Genomic DNA, 20538 nt, shown 5'->3' on the forward strand with positions numbered 1-20538 from the left:
TCCATGATTTACCTTAAACCACAATTTGCCCATTCATTCGCCGTGCTGTTTGCTCTGTTGGCAATTGACACGAGCGCCGATTGGGCAAGTGCCCAGGATGGCAGCCTCTACCTGCAGCCGTCCCAAGGACGTGACGGGCTTACTCTGGAAGATAGTTCGTTCATGTACCAGGAATTGCCCCCCGAGTCGTTGCCTCGGAAATTGCAATTGCACAGCATCATCACAGTCCTCGTGGATGTTCGCTCGCGGTTTTTGAGCGAAGGAGATGCCCAGAACCGAAAGACGCAAAGCCTCACAGCCGTTCTGGCTGACTGGATCCGCCTAGAAAATGGCAGCCTCAAACCGGCTCCTCAAAATGACGGCGATCCGAGAGTCGCAGGAACCCTCAACAGCCAATACCGTGTCCAATCGGATGTCGAGTTGCTGGATTCTCTGGCGTTTCGTATGGCAGTCGAAATCGTTGACATTCAGCCCAATGGTAATCTTGTCATTGAAGGCCATCAGACTATCAACAACAACGAAGAGCAATGGCGAATATCACTTTCGGGTGTTGTACGTCGCGAGGCAATTCAAGCGGATAATACCGTCAGCAGTGATGCAATCTATGACCTGAGCATCGACAAGGAAGAGATGGGTCAGGTGCGAGATGCTTATGCTCGTGGATGGTTTTCAAAGTGGTATGATCGGTATAAGCCATTCTAATTGCAAATATCATTTTCCACGGACTGCTTCTCAGATTTAGGTAAACATGAGCAATAAACAATGAACAACACTTTTCACAAACTTTTGGTGTTTTTTCTCGTGATTATGGCAACTCGATGCCCCAGTCCTTTGTATGGCCGCAGTATTTTGCGGAATATCTGCCGTGTGAAGGGTCAGGAAGAGAATGTGCTGCGCGGATTGGGTCTCGTGGTTGGTTTGAATGGCACGGGTGAAACGAATGATCCACAAACAATGCGTGCCCTGGCACGTGCGATGGAGATCATGGGGAGTCCGCTACCGCAGCAGGGAATTCCCGGTTCAGGAAGTTTTGAAGAACTAAAAAAGTATAAGAATATCTCGCTCGTGATGGTGTCGGCCCGAATTCCAGCAACGGGCGCCAGAGTGGGTGACAAACTTAACTGTGAAGTGAGCGCGATCAACGGTAAGAGCCTCGAGGGGGGCAGGCTCGCTTTTGCCGCGCTGCAAGGTCCGAACGTCCAAGACAAGAAAGTTTATGCAACCGCTGAAGGAAACATCCACCTTAATTCATTTGAGCAGCCGATGGTAGGAACCATCACTGGGGGCTGTCAGATGGAAGCGGATGTGTTCACTCCCTTTGTGCAAAATGGTTATGTGACTCTGATCCTGGACAAAAATCATGCAAATTTCCAGACTGCGTCTGATATCGTCTCGACGATTCGCCAGACCTATTTCCAAAACGATGACACGGCCGTCCAAGCGGCAAATGCTGCCAATATCATCGTGCGGGTTCCTGATGCCTACAGCACCGATCCTGTGGAATTCATTTCCAACCTGCTTGAGCTGCAGTGCTACAATCCTGAACCGGAATCCCGCGTCGTGATCAATCAGCGGACGGGGAGTATCGTCATCGACGGCGACGTGCAGATTGGGGATGTGGTCATCTCCCATCGCAACGTGCTTGTCGAAGCGGTGGCAACTCCGGTTCAATTCCTGGCGATTGATCAGCAACAACAAGAAACCACCAAGCTGCAATCGCTTGTTGATGCCCTCAATGCCCTCAAGGTTCCCAATGCGGACGCTATCGAAATTATTAAGGGTATTGACCGTAGCGGTAAGCTGCATGCACGCCTGATTGTTGACCAGTGATAAAAGTAGCGTTGACCGACTCTTCGAGTCGGGATTCCCAACTCGGAGAGTTGGGCAACGGAGAATCTATGAAAATCGAGATGAATAATCTGAATGCAATTAAGCCTCTGCGGCCGGGAATGCTTACCCCCCAGCAGCAGGTTGAAGGTGCAGAAGAAGTTCGCGACGTTTTTCGCCAGTTTGTCGGCGAAGCGTTCTTTGGGCAAATGCTCAAATCAATGCGAAGTACGCAGGGAAAAGCGGCCTATTTTCATGGTGGACATGGGGAAGAAGTATTTCAAAGTCAACTCGATCAAGTGCTCTCGGAAGAAATGACCGAGTCCAGTGCCGACCAAATTGCCGATCCTATGTTTCGTCAGCAGTTTCCTCAGCAGGCGGCGGTTTTAGCAAAACACGAAGCAAATACGAAGTCATCGCTAGAGGATTTGACATCCCTCCGGAGATGGTAGTGATGTTTTATCGTTGCCCGACTCTCCGAGTCGGGTAAATAAGTCTGACTCGGAGAGTCGGTCGACCATGAGCCCGCAGCAAGAATTAGAGAACCTATGATTGACATGGACTGGGAAGGCGAATTGGCAGATCTGCTCGGCAGGCTCAATGAAGCCCAGCAGCGATTGTTCGATCTCTTGTCGCGCAAGCGAGAGTTGCTGATTGCTCGAAACCACATCGAGTTGGCAGCACTTGGCTCAGAAGAGGTATTGTTGTGTGCAGAATTGCAAGCATGTCATGACCGTCGCCAGGAACTGCTAGCAGATGCAGCAGCCGTGGGAATGCCCAGTGATAGCATTCGATCGTTGGCAAGCCAATTACCTGCGAAACAAGCAAAAGGCCTGCAACAGCCGCTCGATGAAGCCCAAAGACGCTCCCACCTACTCCGCCATCATTGCATGTCCCAATGGGTCGCAGTGCAACGAACAATGCTCCATCTTTCTCACCTGATCGAGATTATTGCTACCGGAGGGCAATTAAAGCCGACATATGGGAAAGGGGTTGCTCCTTCTCAGAGCGGTACCCTGATGGATCAAGCAGTCTAAGTGCCTAGGGAGGGGGAGTCCCGAGGCCAGGACTATTCGTCTCGGTAACGGGCTACTTCTTCGATGTCGATATTTGGCTCACTTCAGATGGCAGGTAATACCTTGTCAGCCATGCAGATCGGTCTGCACGTGGTTGGCAATAATATCGCCAATGCCAACACACCAGGCTATGTCCGCGAAAGGGCAATCTTTACCCCGGCCCCTGTGCAGCGAATCGGCAATCTTACGCTTGGTCTGGGAGTGCAAGTAGCCGGGATTGAGCAGGTCATCGACAAGTTTGTCGAGACTCGGCTCCGCGACGCCGGGAGCGATCTAGCAAGTGCCGAAGTTCAGGAAAAGGTTTTTAACGACCTGCAGGCTATCATCGGTGAATTGACGGATGTCGACATCAGTTCGGCTTTGACTCAATTCTTTAACGGGATCGAAAATGTTACTGACGGACCCGAGAACATTGGCATCCGAGATCTAGTAGTTAAAGACGGGGTAAGTCTCACCCAGCGAATTAATTCGTTGGATCGTCGGGTGGAAGTAATCAATGCCGATCTCAGTAGCCGCGTGCAGTCGATTGCCACTGAAATCAATACTTTGACTGAGCAGATTCGCAAACTGAACTTACAGATCGTCACAACCGAAGGTGGCGGGACGACTGGTAGCGATGCTGGTGGGCTTCGCAGCCAAAGAGCGGTTGCCCTCACCAAGCTGGCGAATCTGGTCGACATCAAGGCTACCGAAGGGAAGACCGGCTCAGTCAATATTTCGCTCAACGGGGAACTATTGGTCTTTGATGGGACAAGTCGGCAGGTAGAAGCAGCTTCGGTCAATGTGAATGGTGTCAATGCGACTCGTATCCGTTTTGTGGATAACAAGAGCAGCCTACAGGTCAATGGCGGCGAACTGCATGGGGTCTACGAAGCGCGTGATAATGTGCTGGGCAGTTTCCTGGAAAGTTTCGATCAATTCGCTGCCACGTTGGCTTTTGAATTCAACAAACTCTACAGCCAAGGACAGGGTCTCGAAGGATTTAATGAGATCACCAGCGCAGCAAGGGTGGACGACCCTGACGCTGCATTAAATCAAGCAGGGCTCAATTTCACGACCACCAGCGGATCTTTCCAGGTCTTGATTCGCAACAAAAAGGATGACATCACCAAAACGCATGACATTCGCATCGATCTCAACGGACTCGATGGAAACGATACAACCTTGCATTCTCTGGCGGCAAAATTGGATTCCATCGATGGTCTCTCGGCAACAGTTAACCTCGACAATCGATTGGTTCTAAGTTCCGAAACAGATGACATTGACTTCAGTTTTGGAATCGAAAGCCCTGAAAATGAAAGTGGTGCCTTAGCAGCGCTGGGAATTAATACTTTCTTTACCGGTTCAAAAGCAGGAGACTTAGAAGTCAACGGCCAACTCCGGTCGGGATCAAGAGCCGGTGCCAAATTCGCCGCCAGTACCCAGGGAATCAACGAAGGAACGCAGAACGCCTTGCGCCTGGTGGCTCTCTACGATGATTCGCTCACAACGCTTGATGGCAGCTCAATTCGCGGCATCTACGATACGATCATCAACGACACGACCCAAGGGGCGACGATCTCTGCTGCAGTCGCCGACGGATTTCGTGTCTTCGCCGGGACGCTAGAGGCCAGCGCCCAGGGGGTCAGCGGTGTGAACTTGGATGAAGAAGCCATCGACATGATTACCTTGCAGAGAACTTACCAGGCATCGGCTCGATACATCAGTACTCTTGCCGAATTGCTCGACACCATGATCAACCTCTAAGATTACTCTCCACTCAGCTACCCGCGAGTTACGACATGGCCGGCATCATCCCGATACCGAATACCCGCGTGAGCAGTTTGCTCTTGAGGCAGCGGCTGACCAAGCAGTTCCAGAACGATCAGCTTCAGTTATTTCGGTTGCAGGAACAGATCGCCACCGGACAACGGATCTCGTTACCCAGCGACGATGGCCCTGCCGCTCTGCGGGCAATTGCCTTGCAGCGGCTTATCGAACGCAAGAACCAACTTGGCACGAATATGCGCATCGGCCAGCAGTTCTTGGCCGCCAGTGACACGGCATTGCAAAAAGTGGCAACCCAACTGGCCGACATCAAAGGATCCACACTCGGAGTTGCGGGAACTTTGTCTTCTCCCGAAGAACGTAATGCAGCGATAGCCGAAATCAATGGATACTTGGAGAACCTAGTAAACCTTGCTAACCGACAGTTTCAGGGTCGGCATTTATTCGCCGGATCTAAGACGAGTAAACAACCCTACGAGTTGGTCGATGGCAATGTGGTCTTCAACGGCGATAATGGGGCCGTACAAAGTTACTCCGACTTCGGCGTCTTGTTTGCCTCGAATGTCTCCGGCCAAGATGTCTTCGGTGGGTCTTCAGCTCAGGTGGAGAGCAAGGTAGATCTGAACCCAGCGCTGAGCCTAGATACAAATCTGAGCAGCCTGCGCGGAGGACGGGGATTGTCGCCGGGAGGTGCCCTCACGATCTCCGATGGCACGAATCAATCGATCGTAGATATCAGTGGGGCACGCACTGTAGGTGACGTCGTACGTTTGATTCAAGAGAATCCTCCTGCTGGACGGGAGATTCAAGTGAGTGTTACTGGGACAGGCTTAAAACTACAGCTTGTGGATCCTGGTTCGCTTGGTGGAAACCTAACGGTTACGGAACTTGCCAACGGCAGGGCTGCCCGGGAACTCGGCATCCTGGAGAAGACAGGTGTCGGGACGTCACCGCTGGTGGGGCAGGACCTAAATCCACTATTGCTGAAGACTACGCGTCTCGATGACTTACTCGGCTCTAAAGCCCAAACGGCGATAAATTCAGGTAGCAACAGCGACAATAACGATATTCTTCTGCGAGCAAGTGTAAACGGAACCGCGTTCAATGGCGTGACTGTACAGTATGTTGATAGTGATCTACTGACTGCTGCAGGTATCTCTGCGGGGAATGAAGAAGTTGACTACCACGTGAGTGCTCAGCCTGCCAAGGCTTCACTAAAGTTTGAAGGTTTGGGCAATGACTTGATCCTTACCGCATCGTCTGCCGGCATCGATTTTAACAACCTGGTTATCAATGTCACCGATGGGGGTGCTATTGGCGACGCGGCAACAGTCAGCTACGACAGCCTTACGAAGAAACTCACCATTGCAGTTGACAGTACAGGTGCCACCACCATTGATACGGTGAGGAACGAAATCAACAGCGAGGGTACGTTTACCGCGGCCCATGACAACAGTCTCGAAGCAGCGGCCTACATTCCTACTGCTAACATCGCTGCGAGCGACCTGGGCATCGTCCAGGGAAACACCGGCAATAGCGGTGGTGCAGCAAAAACGCTCTACATTCGCATAGATCCAGGTTTCTCCACGGCCAATCATGTGGTTGCAAAGATCAATGCCGAAGGCACTTTTACGGCGACGCTCGATCCCAATGATGCTACTTCGGCCGTTGAATCGGGGACCGGTAAGGTAAGCCTGACGGCTACCGCCGAAACTACCGCCGGTGGGACAGGGACAACGCTCGACCTCGCCTCGGGACTGCGGGTCGTGAACGGTGGCGAAACCTACGACATCACCTTCGAGAACGCCGAGACCGTCGAGGACCTACTTAATACGCTCAACAATTCCGGGGCCGGATTGTCTGCCGAGATCAACGAAAAGGGAACCGGCATCAATATCCGCTCGCACCTGAGCGGCAACGATTTTCAGATCGGTGAGAACGGTGGTACCACGGCGACGCAGTTGGGGGTGCGAACGTACGGCGGCGAGACGAAACTCAGTGATTTCAACTATGGAGTCGGTGTCCCCACGCAACCGGGCTTTAAGCTACCCACGACCATAGGGACTGATTTCACGATCACGACCCGCGACGGTCAGGCGTTTGACATTGATCTAAGCAATGCAACCTCGCTTGATGATGTCGTCGCTGAAATCAATTCCGTAGCGGGGGGGAATGTATCGGCCCAACTTGCTTCGCCCGGAAATGTCCTGGAACTAGTCGATAACACCCTTCCGGGGACAACGGACTTTTCGATATCCCAGGCCAGTGGCAGCCTGGCAGCTCAGTACTTGGGTCTCGTGCCCAATGGTTTAACCTCAGCCAGTACCACAAGTGCAACTCTAACCGGCGATGACAGTCGCTACATCGATTTCACGATCACTTCTGCCAGTGGACAGAAATTTGGCATCGATTTGAGCGGAGCGAAAACGGTTGGCGAAGTAATTGATGAGATCAATTCGATAACTACGACGAACATCACGGCTCGGCTCACTTCAGAGGGCAATGGAATCGAGCTAATAGACAACACGGTTGGCCCTGGACAACTATCGGTAACACAAGCCGAAGGGACCAAGGCAGCTGAACTACTCGGATTCGTGCCGACCGGTGCAACAACGTCCAGCAGCACTGGTACGCTGAAGAGCACCGACCACAACTTTCTGGAAAACAAGAGTGTCTTCAATACTCTGATTCGACTTCGCGATTCGCTTGCAAACGGAGACCTCAACGGGATCGAACGAGCATTGGAAGACATCAATGTCGACATCGATCGCGTCACCTTCGCCAGGGCACAGATTGGTGCGACCCAGCAGGGATTACAACTCTCTCAATCGAACCTGGAAGATGAGGATGTCAGGTTGCGGGCCGCGCTTTCAGATGAAATCGATGTCGACCTGGTCGAAGCGATTTCGGAGCTCACTTCTCGGCAAGTCGCCCTTCAGGCCTCACTCAAAGTGACAGGCAATATTCTGCAGCTCTCACTACTCGACTTCATTTAGATGAAATCGAACCTCAGCTTTGGGGCTTTCAATATCGATTTCTCAATTTCCAGGGGCTTAAGCACCCTGGCTATTGACTGCCGCCACTTCGTGGCTGAGGGGATGGTTTGCGTAGCCAGTGGAATTCGCTCTCAGTCTCTTGGTAATGTGTCACCCGCCGATTTTTGGGAGGGAGGGGAAACTCTCCGCTGGGTATACGGTTTGCGGCTAACCATTTCACTGCGTTGCGGTTAAATCTGAGGCGCTGCTCTTGGGTTTCATTGCCTAACAATTCGCAAATTAGCCAAATTTACTGAATACCCCATCCCGCCCGGGTCGATACCCAAAATAAGGCGAATTGCCAACGTGCGCACGGAGAGTGCCACTACCGGTGCATTTATGTACGCGAAAAATCGCACCTGCACTAGGTCACGGAAGGCTGGGTAGACCGATGGACATCTTTACAACACGCTTTGGAACCCTCTCGGTTCAGCCCCAAGATGAGCTCTTATTCCAGAATGGGCTCATCGGGCTGGAAGATTGCCGACGCTGGGTTGTCCTTACCGATTCTAATAATGCCGCATTGGGCTGGCTGCAGAGTCTCGATCAGGGGCATATCGCTCTGGGTGTCGTAAGTCCCCGTCGATTTGTGCCTGACTACCAATTGCGGGTGGATCGGTTTGATTTGAACATCCTGGGCCTTGCGACTGTTCGCGATGCGGAAGTTGTCGCGATTACCAGTCGGCGAGACTCAGGCCTGTCTCTGAACTTGCGTGCTCCGATTGTCATCAACGTCGAAAAGCGGCTTGGCTGTCAGGTAATTGCCAAAGATGAGTACCCCGTGCAATATCCGCTTGATGTGCACAATACGAACTTGCGTCGGATCGCTTAAGAGAACATCACTCACAGGACGAATTGGTCGATAACCTACTGCCATTGAATCCTACCAGGAAATAACAGACACACTTCACGTTGAGAGTCGAGAGACAGATTCTCTGGAGTGCCGAGGAGAAAACCATGTTGGTGCTGTCCAGACAACGCGACGAGAGTATCATCATCGGCGACAATGTCGTTATAACCGTTGTGGATGTACGTGGCGACAAAGTGAAATTGGGAATTGAAGCCCCCAAAGAGATTCCCGTGCATCGGCGGGAAGTCTACGAGGCAATCCTTCGCGAAAATCGCCAGGCTTCGCTGCTAAAGCCCGAAGACACCCAATTCTTGGGTCCCAACGGTATTTCTGTAGATCGTAGTTAGACTGCGACCAATCGAATACGCTCGCTCGAATTGCGGCGAGTAGGTGGGTAGTACTTTTCTTTCTTCTGAATGACGGACTTCCGAGAAAATCCATCTAATCCTGACAGACGTGATTCGCAGTCACTCAAGACCTAGTTCTAACGTTTGTATGGCTTAATAGTTGTGTTCGTGAAGAAACACAGTAAATCGGCCAGAAATATGCCAGCACTTCCTCAAGCGCCCCTTTTTCTACGTCGATATCTTGCCATAGACGGTCCGAAACAAAGCGAACAATTTTTTTGTCACGCACGTTGCACGGAATATGTCCTAGAGTTGGCTAGGTAATTGATACCAGTCAACCCTTGGGACGAGGCTAACAGGAACTGCCTGGGCCGTCGTTCAAGGACGGACAGCGGTGTTACACTTTCGAGGCGAATATCCTCGGCGCCGTGCGACAACATATTATGAAGGGCCGGAGTCAATCTGACTCCCCAGATCCGGTCTTCCAATGAAAACTGGTTTTTTTAGACAGGGGTGTTTGCAATGACTCGAATTAACACAAATGTGAGCTCGCTCGTCGCCCAGAACACGTTGGGACGATCGAATGCGAGCTTGAATGAGGCTCTTACCCGGTTGAGCACCGGTTTGCGAATCAACACTGGTAAGGATGATCCTGCCGGTTTGATCGCCAGCGAAAACTTGCGGAGTGACATTACCTCGATTAAGCGTGCGATCAGCAATACTGACCGTGCCAATCAGGTCATCGCCACCGCAGACTCGGCCCTAGGCCAAGTAAGCTCGCTGCTGAACGACATCCGCGGTCTGGTGACTGAATCAGCCAATACGGGTGTATTGTCCGATGAGCAGATCGATGCAAATCAGTTGCAGTTGGATTCATCCTTAGATGCCCTCAATCGTATTGCTCAGACGACCACCTTTCAAGGTCGCCGTCTTCTGGATGGTAGCCTCGACTTTATTACCACCGCCGGTACAAATTCCACGAACATTTCTAATTTGAAGATCGACCAGGCAAATCTTGGCTCTACTGGTTCAGTGGCAGTAAGCGTGAGCGTTACTTCGGCCGCAACTCAGGCCCAAGTTGACGTCACTAATGTTTCTGCCGTGGTACCTGCGGTCCAAGCCTCAGACGGTACATTGACCTTCTCGACAGCTGAAGTTCAGTCGTCAGGTACTGCCACGCTGGATTCCGGCGACATCCTGACGATCACTGTCCTCGACGGCGGTACCGTAGATGGTGCCAGTGGCGATGGCATTGATTTGGTTTTTGTTCAAGACGGTACCAATGCAGGTGCCCTCAACGGTGTCACATTCGATGGCTCGACCATCACTGTCAACGGTGACTTCGCCACAGGTGTAGGGTCTGATACAGTCGCGACGGCAATAACCGCAGTCAACTCAGGAGCTGATCTGACGGTTTCCTCCAGCGGCACAGCTGATGTGGTCGCCGCAGACGTGGCTGCGACTTACGCCGACATTACCACCGGTGGTGTCGACGCTGGCGACGATGTCATCACTATCTCCGCAGTGGCAGCTGGAGCTTTCAACCGAACGATTACGTTTGTCGACTCGGCTGATCTGGGTGCTGGAGTGACCAACATCGTTGATGATGGCACGACGCTCACGATCAACGTCGACGACGATTCAGATATCGATCTGGCTCAACTCGCCACAGACATTGCTGCCGCTCTGGGCTCCGACTTTACCGCCACGTTGTCTGCGACTGCCGGCGATGGCCAGTACAACGGCGGATCGGACACAGCTCCAGTCAACGTAAATGTGGGTGCCACCACCACTGGTGTTGGTATCACGGGCGGTATTTCCGCAGCGTTGGTGTTGGAGTTGGCCGGCTCGAATGGAGCTGAAGTCCTTAGCTTTGGTGCTGGCACGAGTCTTAGCGACTTAGTCAATGGCATCAATCTGGTTAAGGATGCTACTGGCGTTACAGCAACCGCAAATGGCACCACCCTCGAATTGAAATCGAGTGCCTATGGCACCAAATCAGTTGTTGATCTGAAGGTCAAAAGTGAGGGGACGGGTGCTACGCCTGCTGGTACGTTCACCACTGCCATTGGTCAAGGTAGCAGAGACACCGGGACCAACATTGTTGCCACGATCAATGGAGTTTCGGCAACTGGTGATGGAAATGAAATCACCATCAACACCTCGAGTCTAGACCTGACGGCCTCGATCACGGCAGGTTTCACTGGAACCGCACAGTTCAATATCACTGGTGGTGGTGCATTGTTCCAGTTAGGTCCCGACGTGGTCAGCAACCAACAAGCCCGCTTGGGAATTGGCAGTGTGAATACTGCCAGTCTGGGTGGTGTAAGTGGTAAGCTGTTCCAGTTGGGTACCGGTGGTACTTTCTCACTGACCAGTGGAAATTTGGACACCGCCGCGGCGGTTGTCGGAGAGGCCATCGATCAGGTGACATCGCTTCGCGGTCGATTGGGTGCGTTCCAGCGAACCACACTTGAAACCAACAAGCAGGCCCTTAACGATACCTTGGTAAATCTGACCGAAGCTGAAAGCTCGATCCGTGATGCCGACTTCTCGCAAGAAACTGCTGCCCTTACCCGGGCTCAGATTCTGGTGCAGTCTGGTACGACGGTTCTCCAGATTGCGAACTCGAATCCTCAGAACGTGCTCGCTTTGCTCCGGTAAGTTTAGTTTTCACGATAAATCGATCGAACCGGTTCAGTCTCTTGAGACTGGACCGGTTTTTTTATTGGTTCGGAGCGTTTTCTCTGACCGATATATTCGATAGGGTCGTGCCCCAGCGAGTGCTAGCGGTACGCGCTATTGAAAACACTATAGTCTGAGCAACACATCATGGGTCGCATCACATCGAATGTCGGATTGGTTAGCGGGCTACCGATCTCGGATATCGTCGACCAATTGATTCAGATTTCATCGACGCCTCGGAATATTCTGGCGAAGCGGACTGAGGACTTGCAAACTCAGCAAGTCGCCATCGGAACCCTCTCCGCAAAGCTCATCTCGATTCAATTCAGCCTCGGAAAGCTGACGAGCCCATCTTTGTACGCCGCGAAGAAGGCAACCTCAAGTGATGCTACTGCACTGACGGCTACCGTTGCCGACAGCTCGAAATTGGTCAACTCGACCTATAGCTTTACACCCGTCCGTACGGCCTCGTCTCAGCAGCTAGTCAGCCAGAGATTCGACAGCAAAGACTCGAAATTCTCAGCTCAGAATTTCGAATTCCGCACCGGCGGGTTCGTCGACAAGGGAATCTCACTGGAGGAATTGAATGGCGGATTGGGGGTGCGTCTGGGCCAGATTCGCATCACAGACAAGAGTGGCGAGAGCGACGTGATCGATCTAAGGTTTGCTGCCACGATCGATGATGTACTGAATACGATCAATGCCAACTCTACAATCAATGTGACCGCCAAAACCGTGGGTGATACGATTCAATTGGTCGACAATACCGGCCAGTCGGGCACCTTGTCAGTGCAAGAAGTCAATAACGGCAAGACAGCACTTGATCTGGGGCTATCTGCAATAAGTGCCTCAGGCGCGACGTCCGTTGCAACGGGAAACGACGTGTTCTATTTGCACACCGGAACGCGTTTATCGAAACTGAACGACGGCACTGGCGTAAACTTCACCAACGATGTTGCTGAAGTCGATGATTTGGTTTTTGAATTTGCCGACGAATCGGGACCCATCGGACTCGACCTTTCGGGAGCGACCACGCTGGGAGATGTTGTCAACGCAATCAATGATTCCACGGATTTGGCAGGCAAAATAACGGCAGCAATCTCCGCCGATGGCAACCGACTGGAACTAACCGATCTCACCAGTGGTGGTGGAACTTTTTCCGTGAGCAACGGCGTGCTGGGGACTGCTGCCGACGACCTTGGTCTAACTAAGGCCGCTATTGGAAACACGATATCGGGTGCAAGGCTCGTATCTGGACTCCGAGACACCCTGCTCTCTTCCCTCAATGGTGGATCGGGTATTCAATCTCCTGGCAACCTGGAAATTACCAATCTTAATGGGGTCTTCTCAGTCATCGATCTGAGTGCTGCCGAAACACTCAGCGAAGTGATTGACGCTATCAATGGGCAGGCGACCGAGGTAACGGCTCAGCTCAGCGAGAATCGTGGCGGGATTGTCTTGACCGACAATTCAGAAGGCTCGACCAGCAATTTCATTGTGGCCAGCGAATCAGGCTCCACGATTGCCGAAGACCTAGGAATTGCCCACGATTCAGCCACAGCGGAAGTTGCAAGTGGAGTTCTCAATCGTCAACTCGTGAGCGAAGCGACTCTGCTGACGTCGCTAAGGGGCGGCCGGGGCATCGCAACCCTCGGCGATATCACGATCACAGATACTGCAGGTGTGAAAAAAACGATTGACCTAAACCAGACTGATGCGGAAGTAAAGACACTTGGCGATGTCATTGCGAAGATCAACTCCTCGATACTAGGTGTGGAAGCACGAATCAACGATACAGGTGATGGACTTATTCTCGTTGATACCGCCGGAGGAGCAGGGAAGATTACGGTAGTTGACACCAATGGCACCGTAGCAACCGATCTCAATCTATTGGGATCGAGTGTTGAATTAGACATCAACGGAACTCCCACACAAGTTCTTGATGGGACATCGATCAATTCCTTTGCCATTGAGGAGGACGACACCCTCTCGGATATCGTCAAGAAAATCAACGATCTAGGCGCTGGAGTCACGGCCTCACTGCTGAATGACGGCCAGGGAGTTCGTTTGTCATTGACCGTCGATAGAACGGGAGCAGCTAACGCCTTACTGCTTGATTTCGATGAAGCGAATTTTCAATTCCAGGAGATAAGCAAGGCCCAGGACGCGCTTTTACAGTTTGGCACTGTGCAGGCTGGCGCTGGAGGCATTCTCGTGACTTCTGCCACGAACACCTTCAAGGAAGTCGTGAGTGGGTTGAACCTGAATATCCAGAAGGCGAGTTCGACTCCCGTGAGTATCACCGTCGCCTCGAATGATACTGGCTTGGTAACCGCCGCCGAAGATTTCGTCGCTTCCTACAATGCACTTCGAGATGAACTCGAATCCCTCACGAGTTTCGACGAGACCGCTCAGACGACAGGTTTACTTTTTGGCACTGGTGAAGCACTGCGTGTCGATACGCAATTATCGCGATTGATCACAGACCGTCATTTTGGGCTAGGGTCTTTTCAGACACTTGGCGAGGTCGGCATCAAAGTCAACCAGGACGGCAAATTGGAACTCGACAAAGCCAAGTTCCAGGAAGCCTACCAGAAAGATCCAACAGGGCTACAGACTTTTTTTGGAGACGACGAGAAGGGTGGAGTCGCTTCGAAGTTGGACACGGTAGTCGAGCAACTTACGGGCTTCACGTCTGGTTTACTGACCAATCGCACGAATTCACTTCAATCGACCATCGACAATAACAATGATCGCATCGCTCAGTTAGATGCCTTTCTAGAACGGCAGCGGGAAACGTTGCTACTGCAGTATGCCCAACTCGAGTCGATCCTTTCCAAATTCCAAGCAACGCAGTCTGCCCTCTCCGCGTTCTCACCAGTACCTCCCCTTGGCACTGTAGCGTAGAACAGTGCAAGCATCACACACAATAAACTCGGGCAAAAAGACATCATGCAGCAACCAGGCCAAAACTATCTGGACAGTAAGATTCTCACCGCCTCGCAACCACGGTTGCAATTGATGTTGATCGAGGGTGCGGTTCGATTCGGCAAACAAGCTCAGCAGAGCTGGCAAGATGGCGCAGAGTTTGCGAGCATTGACCAGTCCTTGTCTCGTGTTGCTGAGATCCTCGAAGAACTGATTCGAAGTGCTGCGTCAGGAAAGACTGATCTCTCAGAACTTGTTGAGAATCACTATGCCTCCATCTATCGGGAATTAGCAAACTGTCGAATCAACCAAGCGGCTGACAAACTGGATGCGTGTCTCGAACTGCTCCAATATCATCGTGAGACCTGGAAGCAAGTTTGCCAGAAGCTTGAATCTGAGGTGATTCCCAAGCACTCGCCTGTCAAACCACACATCGCTTTAGATCAGTCTCAGGCTTGTGAGAGCTTCTCGCTCGAAGCATAGTGCTATCGGGATCACTCCCGCCATTTGCTGTACCAAATGATGAGTCGCAACTAAACGCCCGGGAATGATTCACATCAGCCTCGGACGTTGTGCTAGATGACATTCTCGAAGTCGGCGTCATTTCCCACCTCCAATCCCATTGGGACGAAGTAGTTCTTGAAAACTAGCTGGCCTCCAGGGCCATCGCTGGATATTTCAGTAGTCACTGCTCCTGAAGTGCCACCCATGGTGAGTCCGGCAATTGTGACAGGAGTAGTACCCACGCTAACGTTCAGATTAGTACCCAACCCCATGGAAACATTTGCTGTAGGATAGTCCATGTCGAGGGGATCGGTGTCATTCGGAAAACCAGCTAGATCCCAGTTGGTATCATTTTGCCAGATCTGCGAACCCGTGCCACCAACCCACTGAAATTCTGTAAAATCTGCTTCGAACTGCGCATGTATGGAACTGCTAAAAACTAGTACGGATAAGATACTACCCAACACAATAACAACATGGACCAGACGCATTTGATCTCTTTCTGAACAAGATTACGGATTAGAGTGACACCTTCGCACTACGAAAGTTCAAGTCGACGATGAGTAGTCATCAGACAAGAAGAATGCAGAACCGATGAGAAAAAGCACAAGTAGCTTTTCATCCTAACGAGCCAGGAGACGGTGTCAAAGGTTTGACTAGCACTTAAATGCATTATTTGAGGATTAGCAGTCTCACTTGCTCCTTAAAAACGCTAGGCACTTTCTTCTCGTTGCAAAATCACTCTTGTAGACCTGAGGATCGGCAAAACGACAACAACTTCACCGATGAGAATCGATACCTAAACGCTACTCTAGACTAATAGCTCTTCACTCAGACAGTACAATTGTTTCCTCGCTGGGTTCGAGGCAACCCATTCCAAATAGGTGACAATAACAATCGTTGGAAGCGAGCACATTATGCTCCGCTCTCCTGCCGGCATGGCCATACTTGTTCTCGGTACTATGATTTTCTGCAACACCAGAGGGGCAATTCCCTCGCCACGTTATCCGCAACAATTGCGTCGAGAATTACAAAAACTGCGCTAATGACAGATCGCTGATAGCATACGCCAATCGTCGACGCTAAAATGAGTACCCATAGGCGTGCTCAACCCATGAAGTAAACTTCTTTTCGCCAAAAGCTAATCGAATAATTTGACATTTGAACCAATAGAGGACTTTTCGATGATCCCCCGATGTCACTTTTACCTGAGTTCTTCATTTGCCGTTTTTCTGGTATTCACTCTTTTGTTCGCCAACGTAGTCGGGTGTTCTTCTCACAAAGCTGGACCTGATCACAACACGGACGCATATGCCAATGAAGCCCAAATCGATGCAACAGGTGATAACCGGAGAATTGCCGTTGTCATTTCAACATTGAACAATCCGTGGTTCGTTGTGTTAGGCGAAAGCGCTCGTGATCGAGCACTCGAGCTTGGCTACGAAGCGACCATGTTTGACTCGCAAAATGATGCCTCCAAAGAGGCTGCCCACTTCGACAACGTGATTGCTGCCGATTACGAAGCAATTATTTTTAATCCGACCGATGCGGACGGTTCTGTAGCGAATGTCAAGCGTGCGAAGAAAGCTGGCATCCCAGTCTTCTGCATTGATCGTGAAATAAACTCTACCGATACCGCTACTGCGCAATTGTTGTCCGACAACTTTTCCGGCTGCGTCGAGCTGGGAAAGTACTTCGTCGAACAAGTCGGCAAGAAAGGAAACTACGTTGAATTGCTGGGGCTGGTCGGAGACAACAATACTTGGAATCGATCAAAAGGGTTTCATAGCGTGGTGGATCGGTACGAAGGCCTGAAGATGGTCGCTCAGCAACCCGCCGACTTTGATCGAAATAAGGCATTAGAAGTGATGGAATCCATGCTACAGTCGCACGATGATATTTCGGCTGTATTCTGTGGAAACGATGCCATGGCAATGGGGGCGTATCAGGCGTTGCTAGGAGCGGGGAAAGCCGCTCAAGTCAAGATATTCGGCTACGACGGATCAGCTGATGTCGTGCAAGCCATCGCTGATGAGAAGATCACAGCAACCGTGATGCAATATCCCAAACTGATGGCAATAGAGGCGGCGGAATTCGCACACGAATATCTGGCCAATGGAAAACGCGACTTCCCTCAGAAAATTCCCGTAAACGTCGATCTTGTCAGCGCCGAGAATATCGACGAGTTTGTCGGCTTTGGGAAGAAAAATTGATGAAGCTGCTAAAACCCATTCGGCTGGCAATTTGCGCTGTGGCGGCGGGCATATTGCTCTACTTTTTTCCGTTGGTCCGAATTCGCAAACTCGGATCAGCCGCCACTCCTGGTTTGGTTTCGAATACTCAATCGGAACCTGAGATCGCCGCCCCAAACGGTACGCCGCCGCCTCAGATCACTACGTTTGTTGAAACACTGTGGAGCGAACGACTTCCCCAGGCCGCCGGAAATGCAGCATCCGTTGACGACGTACTTGCGATGGCCGCAACGGATGCCGACCGTGCGCGTAGTGAGTTCGGTCGAGAAGTGGGACTGGGGGGGCCAACATTCCTGTTTCTGCGAGGACGCGGTCGAATCGAAAGCTTCAATGAGGACGAATGCCACCTGATCATCGAGGGTCAAAAGCAAAGTGTAACTCTCGAGATCGGTATTTTATTGGGCAACGCCGTTCGTGATGCGACCGGACTGGTGAGCATCGGCGAGTTCCCCAACTCGCAGGAGTTCAATCGGTTGTCGGCGGAGTTAAACCAGCGCTGCGAATCGGAAGTGATAAGCCCCGTTCGCGACTCCCTGGCCGTGGGAGCCCTCGTAGAGTTTGTCGGGTGTGGAGAAGTCCGCAAGAATAACGATTTTGATCCACTCAGACTGGTTCCCATTCAGTTGAACGCAATGAAGCCAGCGGAGTCGACTGAATGAACGTGGCATCGCCAACTGCGACACCGGTTCTATCGGGCCGTGGCATTGTCAAAAAGTTTCCTGGCGTGCTGGCACTTGACCGTGTGGACTTTGATCTTAATGCCGGTGAAGTTCATGGATTGATTGGGGAGAATGGGGCTGGAAAAACGACATTGATGCACATCCTCGCCGGAGCGCTGCAACCAACCGAAGGTGAGATTCTATTAGATGGCCAATTAGTTCATTTCGCCAATGCCAGACAAGCACTGAAACAACGCATCTGTATCGTCTATCAAGAACTCAATCTGATCCCCTATTTGTCGGTCGCAGAAAACGTCTTTCTCGGGCGCGAGGTAGTCGGTACCACTGGGCTGATCGATGCCAAATCGCAAAACCTACGTTGCAAGGAACTGCTCGCACTACTCGACCCGTCTATCGATCCACGCGCCCAAGTGAACACACTTCGAGTCGGCCAGCAGCAGATCGTTGAGATTGCCAAGGCGTTAAACGCCCAGGCTCGCGTTATTTTCATGGACGAACCGACTTCGGCGATCAGCGATTCCGAAGTCGAGGTACTATTCAAACTGATCGAATCCTTGCGGAGGGAGGGAATCGCAATCGTCTATGTCTCGCACAAATTGGATGAACTCCTACGCATCACTGATCGGATCACGGTCCTGCGCGACGGCAAGTATGTCGACACCCTAGTGACAGGCGATACTCAGCAGGAAACGATTGTTCGTCTGATGGTAGGTCGTGATCTAAGCGACATGTACGTTCAAAACGTTTCGGAGATCGGCGAAGAAGTCCTGCGATTAGACTCGCTCAGTCAGCGATCGGACATCGGCGAACACTTGCTGGTCGAAGATGTATCCCTTTCTGTTGCCGCCGGCGAAGTGCTGGGAATCTTCGGTCTGATGGGGGCTGGACGTACAGAACTTCTGGAATCCATCTTCGGACTTCATCCGAAATCGACGAGTGGATCGGTCTCTATCCATGGCAAACGCTGTGACCTTCGCTCACCCGCAGCCGCGATGGGACATGGCATTGGACTCGTGCCCGAAGATCGAAAGAAGCAAGGCTTGGTTATGGGAATGAGTGTCGAGAACAACATTAGTTTGTCGAACATAGGCCTCATTGAATCCTATGCGTTGCTCAGTCGACGGCTAGAGAAACAGCATGCCGAATCCTATATCAAACAATTGTCGATCAAAACGCCATCGATGCGTCAGAAGGCAAGTGTCTTGAGCGGCGGAAACCAACAAAAAGTTGTGTTGAGCAGAGTGCTCAGTACAATTCCCCGCGTACTGCTACTCGACGAACCGACTCGCGGAATCGATATTAACGCCAAGCGCGAAATCTACGCACTTGTCGATCAATTGAAACAACAGGGCTTGGCAATTGTCGTTGTGTCATCAGAACTTCCCGAACTTTTGGGCATATCGGATCGAATCATGGTCATGTGCGAAGGCCGAAAGACGGCTGAGTTCAGCCGAGAACAGGCGAACGAAGAAAATCTGATGCAGGCCGCTGTACCTGGTTTTCAGGCGGAGACAACGAATTATGCATAAGTCTTCGAAAGACTTGGTGAAATGTATCAGTCGGTTCCAATCGCTGCTGGTGCTGGTGCTGATGGTTATCGCTATCAGTTTGCTTTCCGATCGGTTCCTAACAGCCGCCAACGGCTGGAATATCATGCGGCAAATTTCAGTGAACGTTTGTCTGTCGATTGGCATGACAATGATCATCATCGCAGGGGGCATTGATTTGTCGGTGGGGTCAATACTCGCGCTGGCTGGAGCGGTCACCGCTGGGCTGATCAAGTCTCCGGTGCCGATTCCTTGGTTGGGTATTGAATTGGATTTTACCCTGGCCGGTGCCATGATCGCAGGGATCGCCGTCGGCATGCTGCTGGGGTGGTTCAACGGCCAGATGATCACTCGCGTTCGTATACCACCGTTTGTTGCCACGCTCGGCATGCTCAGCATCGCCCGCGGCCTGACAATGCTGTGGACAAAAGGCTTCCCAATTACCGGCCTTGGGTCGTCGTTTGCTATCATTGGAACGGCGAACTTTCTGGGGGCACCTGTTCCGGTTTGGATCTCGGGGTTATTGGTGCTCCTGTTTATTGTCGTCACAAAAAAGACGCGATTCGGTCGCTACATCTATGCGGTCGGAGGGAACGAGCAGGCCTCGCGACTTTCCGGTTTAGATGTCGATCGAATCAAGTTGTGGGTCTACACGATTGCTGGCGGCTTGTCGGCGGTCGCCGGTCTGATCGCAACCTCACGACTTGACTCTGCCCAACCCAATGCTGGCATCGGCTACGAGCTAGATAGCATTGCGGCGGTGGTCATTGGTGGCACGTCACTATCCGGCGGACAAGGTTCAATCTGGGGAACCGTACTTGGTTGCCTGATCATCGGTGTTCTGAATAGCGGATTGGTTCTTTTGGATGTCTCTCCGTTTTGGCAACAGGTGGTCAAAGGAATCGTGATTCTGATGGCTGTGGCCATTGATCGTTTAAGAAACCGAGGAGAAGATCAGTGAGCTTTTTAGCGAAACCTGATAATGCTGATTTTTGTATCAATGACAACTCTTACTCGACTTTACCGAGCGAATGAATCAC

16 protein-coding genes are annotated in these 20538 nt (G+C 51.6%); 15 read left to right on the forward strand and 1 reads right to left on the reverse strand.

Features of this window, described 5'->3' with window-relative positions; genetic code table 11:
- Positions 1 to 3: 3 nt before the first annotated feature.
- The 11 genes from Pla144_RS13130 (at position 4) to Pla144_RS13180 (ending at position 14998) form a co-directional block, all read left to right on the forward strand.
- Positions 4 to 702 carry a flagellar basal body L-ring protein FlgH gene (locus Pla144_RS13130; protein WP_146451149.1) on the forward strand — a complete coding sequence of 233 codons (699 nt, stop codon included), beginning with the start codon at positions 4 to 6 and terminating at the stop codon, positions 700 to 702.
- Between the two features lie 60 nt (positions 703 to 762).
- A complete protein-coding gene (locus tag Pla144_RS13135; RefSeq protein WP_146451150.1) occupies positions 763 to 1830 on the forward strand; it encodes a flagellar basal body P-ring protein FlgI in 1068 nt (355 codons plus the stop codon).
- An 80-nt stretch (positions 1831 to 1910) separates the two neighbouring features.
- Positions 1911 to 2279 carry a rod-binding protein gene (locus Pla144_RS13140; protein ID WP_197530668.1) on the forward strand — a complete coding sequence of 123 codons (369 nt, stop codon included), beginning with the start codon at positions 1911 to 1913 and terminating at the stop codon, positions 2277 to 2279.
- 96 nt (positions 2280 to 2375) lie between these two features.
- Positions 2376 to 2864: a flagellar export chaperone FlgN gene (gene flgN / locus Pla144_RS13145; RefSeq protein ID WP_146451152.1), complete on the forward strand. Its 489-nt coding sequence runs from the start codon at positions 2376 to 2378 to the stop codon at positions 2862 to 2864.
- Positions 2865 to 2927: 63 nt separating this feature from the next.
- Entirely contained in the window at positions 2928 to 4649 is a 1722-nt protein-coding gene (gene flgK, locus Pla144_RS13150) for a flagellar hook-associated protein FlgK (RefSeq protein ID WP_146451153.1), read from the forward strand.
- A gap of 35 nt (positions 4650 to 4684) precedes the next feature.
- Positions 4685 to 7666 (forward strand): flagellin N-terminal helical domain-containing protein, encoded by a 2982-nt coding sequence (locus Pla144_RS13155; protein ID WP_146451154.1) that lies wholly within the window; start codon positions 4685 to 4687, stop codon positions 7664 to 7666.
- A 430-nt stretch (positions 7667 to 8096) separates the two neighbouring features.
- A complete protein-coding gene (fliW, locus tag Pla144_RS13160; RefSeq protein WP_146451155.1) occupies positions 8097 to 8537 on the forward strand; it encodes a flagellar assembly protein FliW in 441 nt (146 codons plus the stop codon).
- 125 nt (positions 8538 to 8662) lie between these two features.
- A complete protein-coding gene (csrA, locus tag Pla144_RS13165) occupies positions 8663 to 8902 on the forward strand; it encodes a carbon storage regulator CsrA (RefSeq protein WP_146451156.1) in 240 nt (79 codons plus the stop codon).
- A gap of 522 nt (positions 8903 to 9424) precedes the next feature.
- Positions 9425 to 11566 (forward strand): flagellin N-terminal helical domain-containing protein, encoded by a 2142-nt coding sequence (locus tag Pla144_RS13170; protein WP_146451157.1) that lies wholly within the window; start codon positions 9425 to 9427, stop codon positions 11564 to 11566.
- A gap of 168 nt (positions 11567 to 11734) precedes the next feature.
- Entirely contained in the window at positions 11735 to 14494 is a 2760-nt protein-coding gene (gene fliD / locus Pla144_RS13175; RefSeq protein WP_146451158.1) for a flagellar filament capping protein FliD, read from the forward strand.
- Positions 14495 to 14539: 45 nt separating this feature from the next.
- Positions 14540 to 14998, forward strand: coding sequence for a flagellar export chaperone FliS (locus tag Pla144_RS13180; RefSeq protein ID WP_146451159.1), 459 nt, complete (start codon positions 14540 to 14542; stop codon positions 14996 to 14998).
- 92 nt (positions 14999 to 15090) lie between these two features.
- Here the strand turns inward: Pla144_RS13180 and Pla144_RS13185 are convergent, their stop codons facing one another.
- The gene (locus tag Pla144_RS13185; protein WP_146451160.1) at positions 15091 to 15510 is read right to left on the reverse strand and encodes a hypothetical protein; all 420 of its coding nucleotides are present in this window, start codon (positions 15508 to 15510) and stop codon (positions 15091 to 15093) included.
- Positions 15511 to 16203: 693 nt separating this feature from the next.
- Between Pla144_RS13185 and Pla144_RS13190 the strand changes: the two genes are divergently transcribed.
- Genes Pla144_RS13190 through Pla144_RS13205 form a run of 4 tightly spaced genes read left to right on the forward strand, consistent with a single transcriptional unit; the run spans position 16204 to position 20459 of the window.
- A complete protein-coding gene (locus Pla144_RS13190; protein WP_146451161.1) occupies positions 16204 to 17232 on the forward strand; it encodes a D-ribose ABC transporter substrate-binding protein in 1029 nt (342 codons plus the stop codon).
- Positions 17232 to 17930: a DUF2291 family protein gene (locus Pla144_RS13195; RefSeq protein ID WP_146451162.1), complete on the forward strand. Its 699-nt coding sequence runs from the start codon at positions 17232 to 17234 to the stop codon at positions 17928 to 17930. The genes Pla144_RS13190 and Pla144_RS13195 overlap by 1 nt, the downstream gene beginning before the upstream one ends.
- Positions 17927 to 19480 carry a sugar ABC transporter ATP-binding protein gene (locus Pla144_RS13200; protein ID WP_146451163.1) on the forward strand — a complete coding sequence of 518 codons (1554 nt, stop codon included), beginning with the start codon at positions 17927 to 17929 and terminating at the stop codon, positions 19478 to 19480. Before Pla144_RS13195 ends, Pla144_RS13200 begins: the two co-directional genes overlap by 4 nt.
- On the forward strand, positions 19473 to 20459 hold the full coding sequence (locus Pla144_RS13205; protein ID WP_146451164.1) for an ABC transporter permease: 987 nt from the start codon (positions 19473 to 19475) through the stop codon (positions 20457 to 20459). Before Pla144_RS13200 ends, Pla144_RS13205 begins: the two co-directional genes overlap by 8 nt.
- Positions 20460 to 20538: the final 79 nt, after the last annotated feature.

This window comes from Bythopirellula polymerisocia, assembly GCF_007860015.1.
GTDB classification, from domain to species: Bacteria; Planctomycetota; Planctomycetia; order Pirellulales; family Lacipirellulaceae; genus Bythopirellula; species Bythopirellula polymerisocia.

Bases quoted from the DNA above. Each gene is read 5' to 3' on its own strand.
- Pla144_RS13130 (WP_146451149.1), top strand. From the start codon at position 4: ATGATTTACCTTAAACCACAATTTGCCCATTCATTCGCCGTGCTGTTT.
- Pla144_RS13135 (WP_146451150.1), top strand. From the start codon at position 763: ATGAACAACACTTTTCACAAACTTTTGGTGTTTTTTCTCGTGATTATG.
- Pla144_RS13140 (WP_197530668.1), top strand. From the start codon at position 1,911: ATGAATAATCTGAATGCAATTAAGCCTCTGCGGCCGGGAATGCTTACC.
- flgN (WP_146451152.1), top strand. From the start codon at position 2,376: ATGATTGACATGGACTGGGAAGGCGAATTGGCAGATCTGCTCGGCAGG.
- flgK (WP_146451153.1), top strand. From the start codon at position 2,928: ATGTCGATATTTGGCTCACTTCAGATGGCAGGTAATACCTTGTCAGCC.
- Pla144_RS13155 (WP_146451154.1), top strand. From the start codon at position 4,685: ATGGCCGGCATCATCCCGATACCGAATACCCGCGTGAGCAGTTTGCTC.
- fliW (WP_146451155.1), top strand. From the start codon at position 8,097: ATGGACATCTTTACAACACGCTTTGGAACCCTCTCGGTTCAGCCCCAA.
- csrA (WP_146451156.1), top strand. From the start codon at position 8,663: ATGTTGGTGCTGTCCAGACAACGCGACGAGAGTATCATCATCGGCGAC.
- Pla144_RS13170 (WP_146451157.1), top strand. From the start codon at position 9,425: ATGACTCGAATTAACACAAATGTGAGCTCGCTCGTCGCCCAGAACACG.
- fliD (WP_146451158.1), top strand. From the start codon at position 11,735: ATGGGTCGCATCACATCGAATGTCGGATTGGTTAGCGGGCTACCGATC.
- Pla144_RS13180 (WP_146451159.1), top strand. From the start codon at position 14,540: ATGCAGCAACCAGGCCAAAACTATCTGGACAGTAAGATTCTCACCGCC.
- Pla144_RS13185 (WP_146451160.1), bottom strand. From the start codon at position 15,510: ATGCGTCTGGTCCATGTTGTTATTGTGTTGGGTAGTATCTTATCCGTA.
- Pla144_RS13190 (WP_146451161.1), top strand. From the start codon at position 16,204: ATGATCCCCCGATGTCACTTTTACCTGAGTTCTTCATTTGCCGTTTTT.
- Pla144_RS13195 (WP_146451162.1), top strand. From the start codon at position 17,232: ATGAAGCTGCTAAAACCCATTCGGCTGGCAATTTGCGCTGTGGCGGCG.
- Pla144_RS13200 (WP_146451163.1), top strand. From the start codon at position 17,927: ATGAACGTGGCATCGCCAACTGCGACACCGGTTCTATCGGGCCGTGGC.
- Pla144_RS13205 (WP_146451164.1), top strand. From the start codon at position 19,473: ATGCATAAGTCTTCGAAAGACTTGGTGAAATGTATCAGTCGGTTCCAA.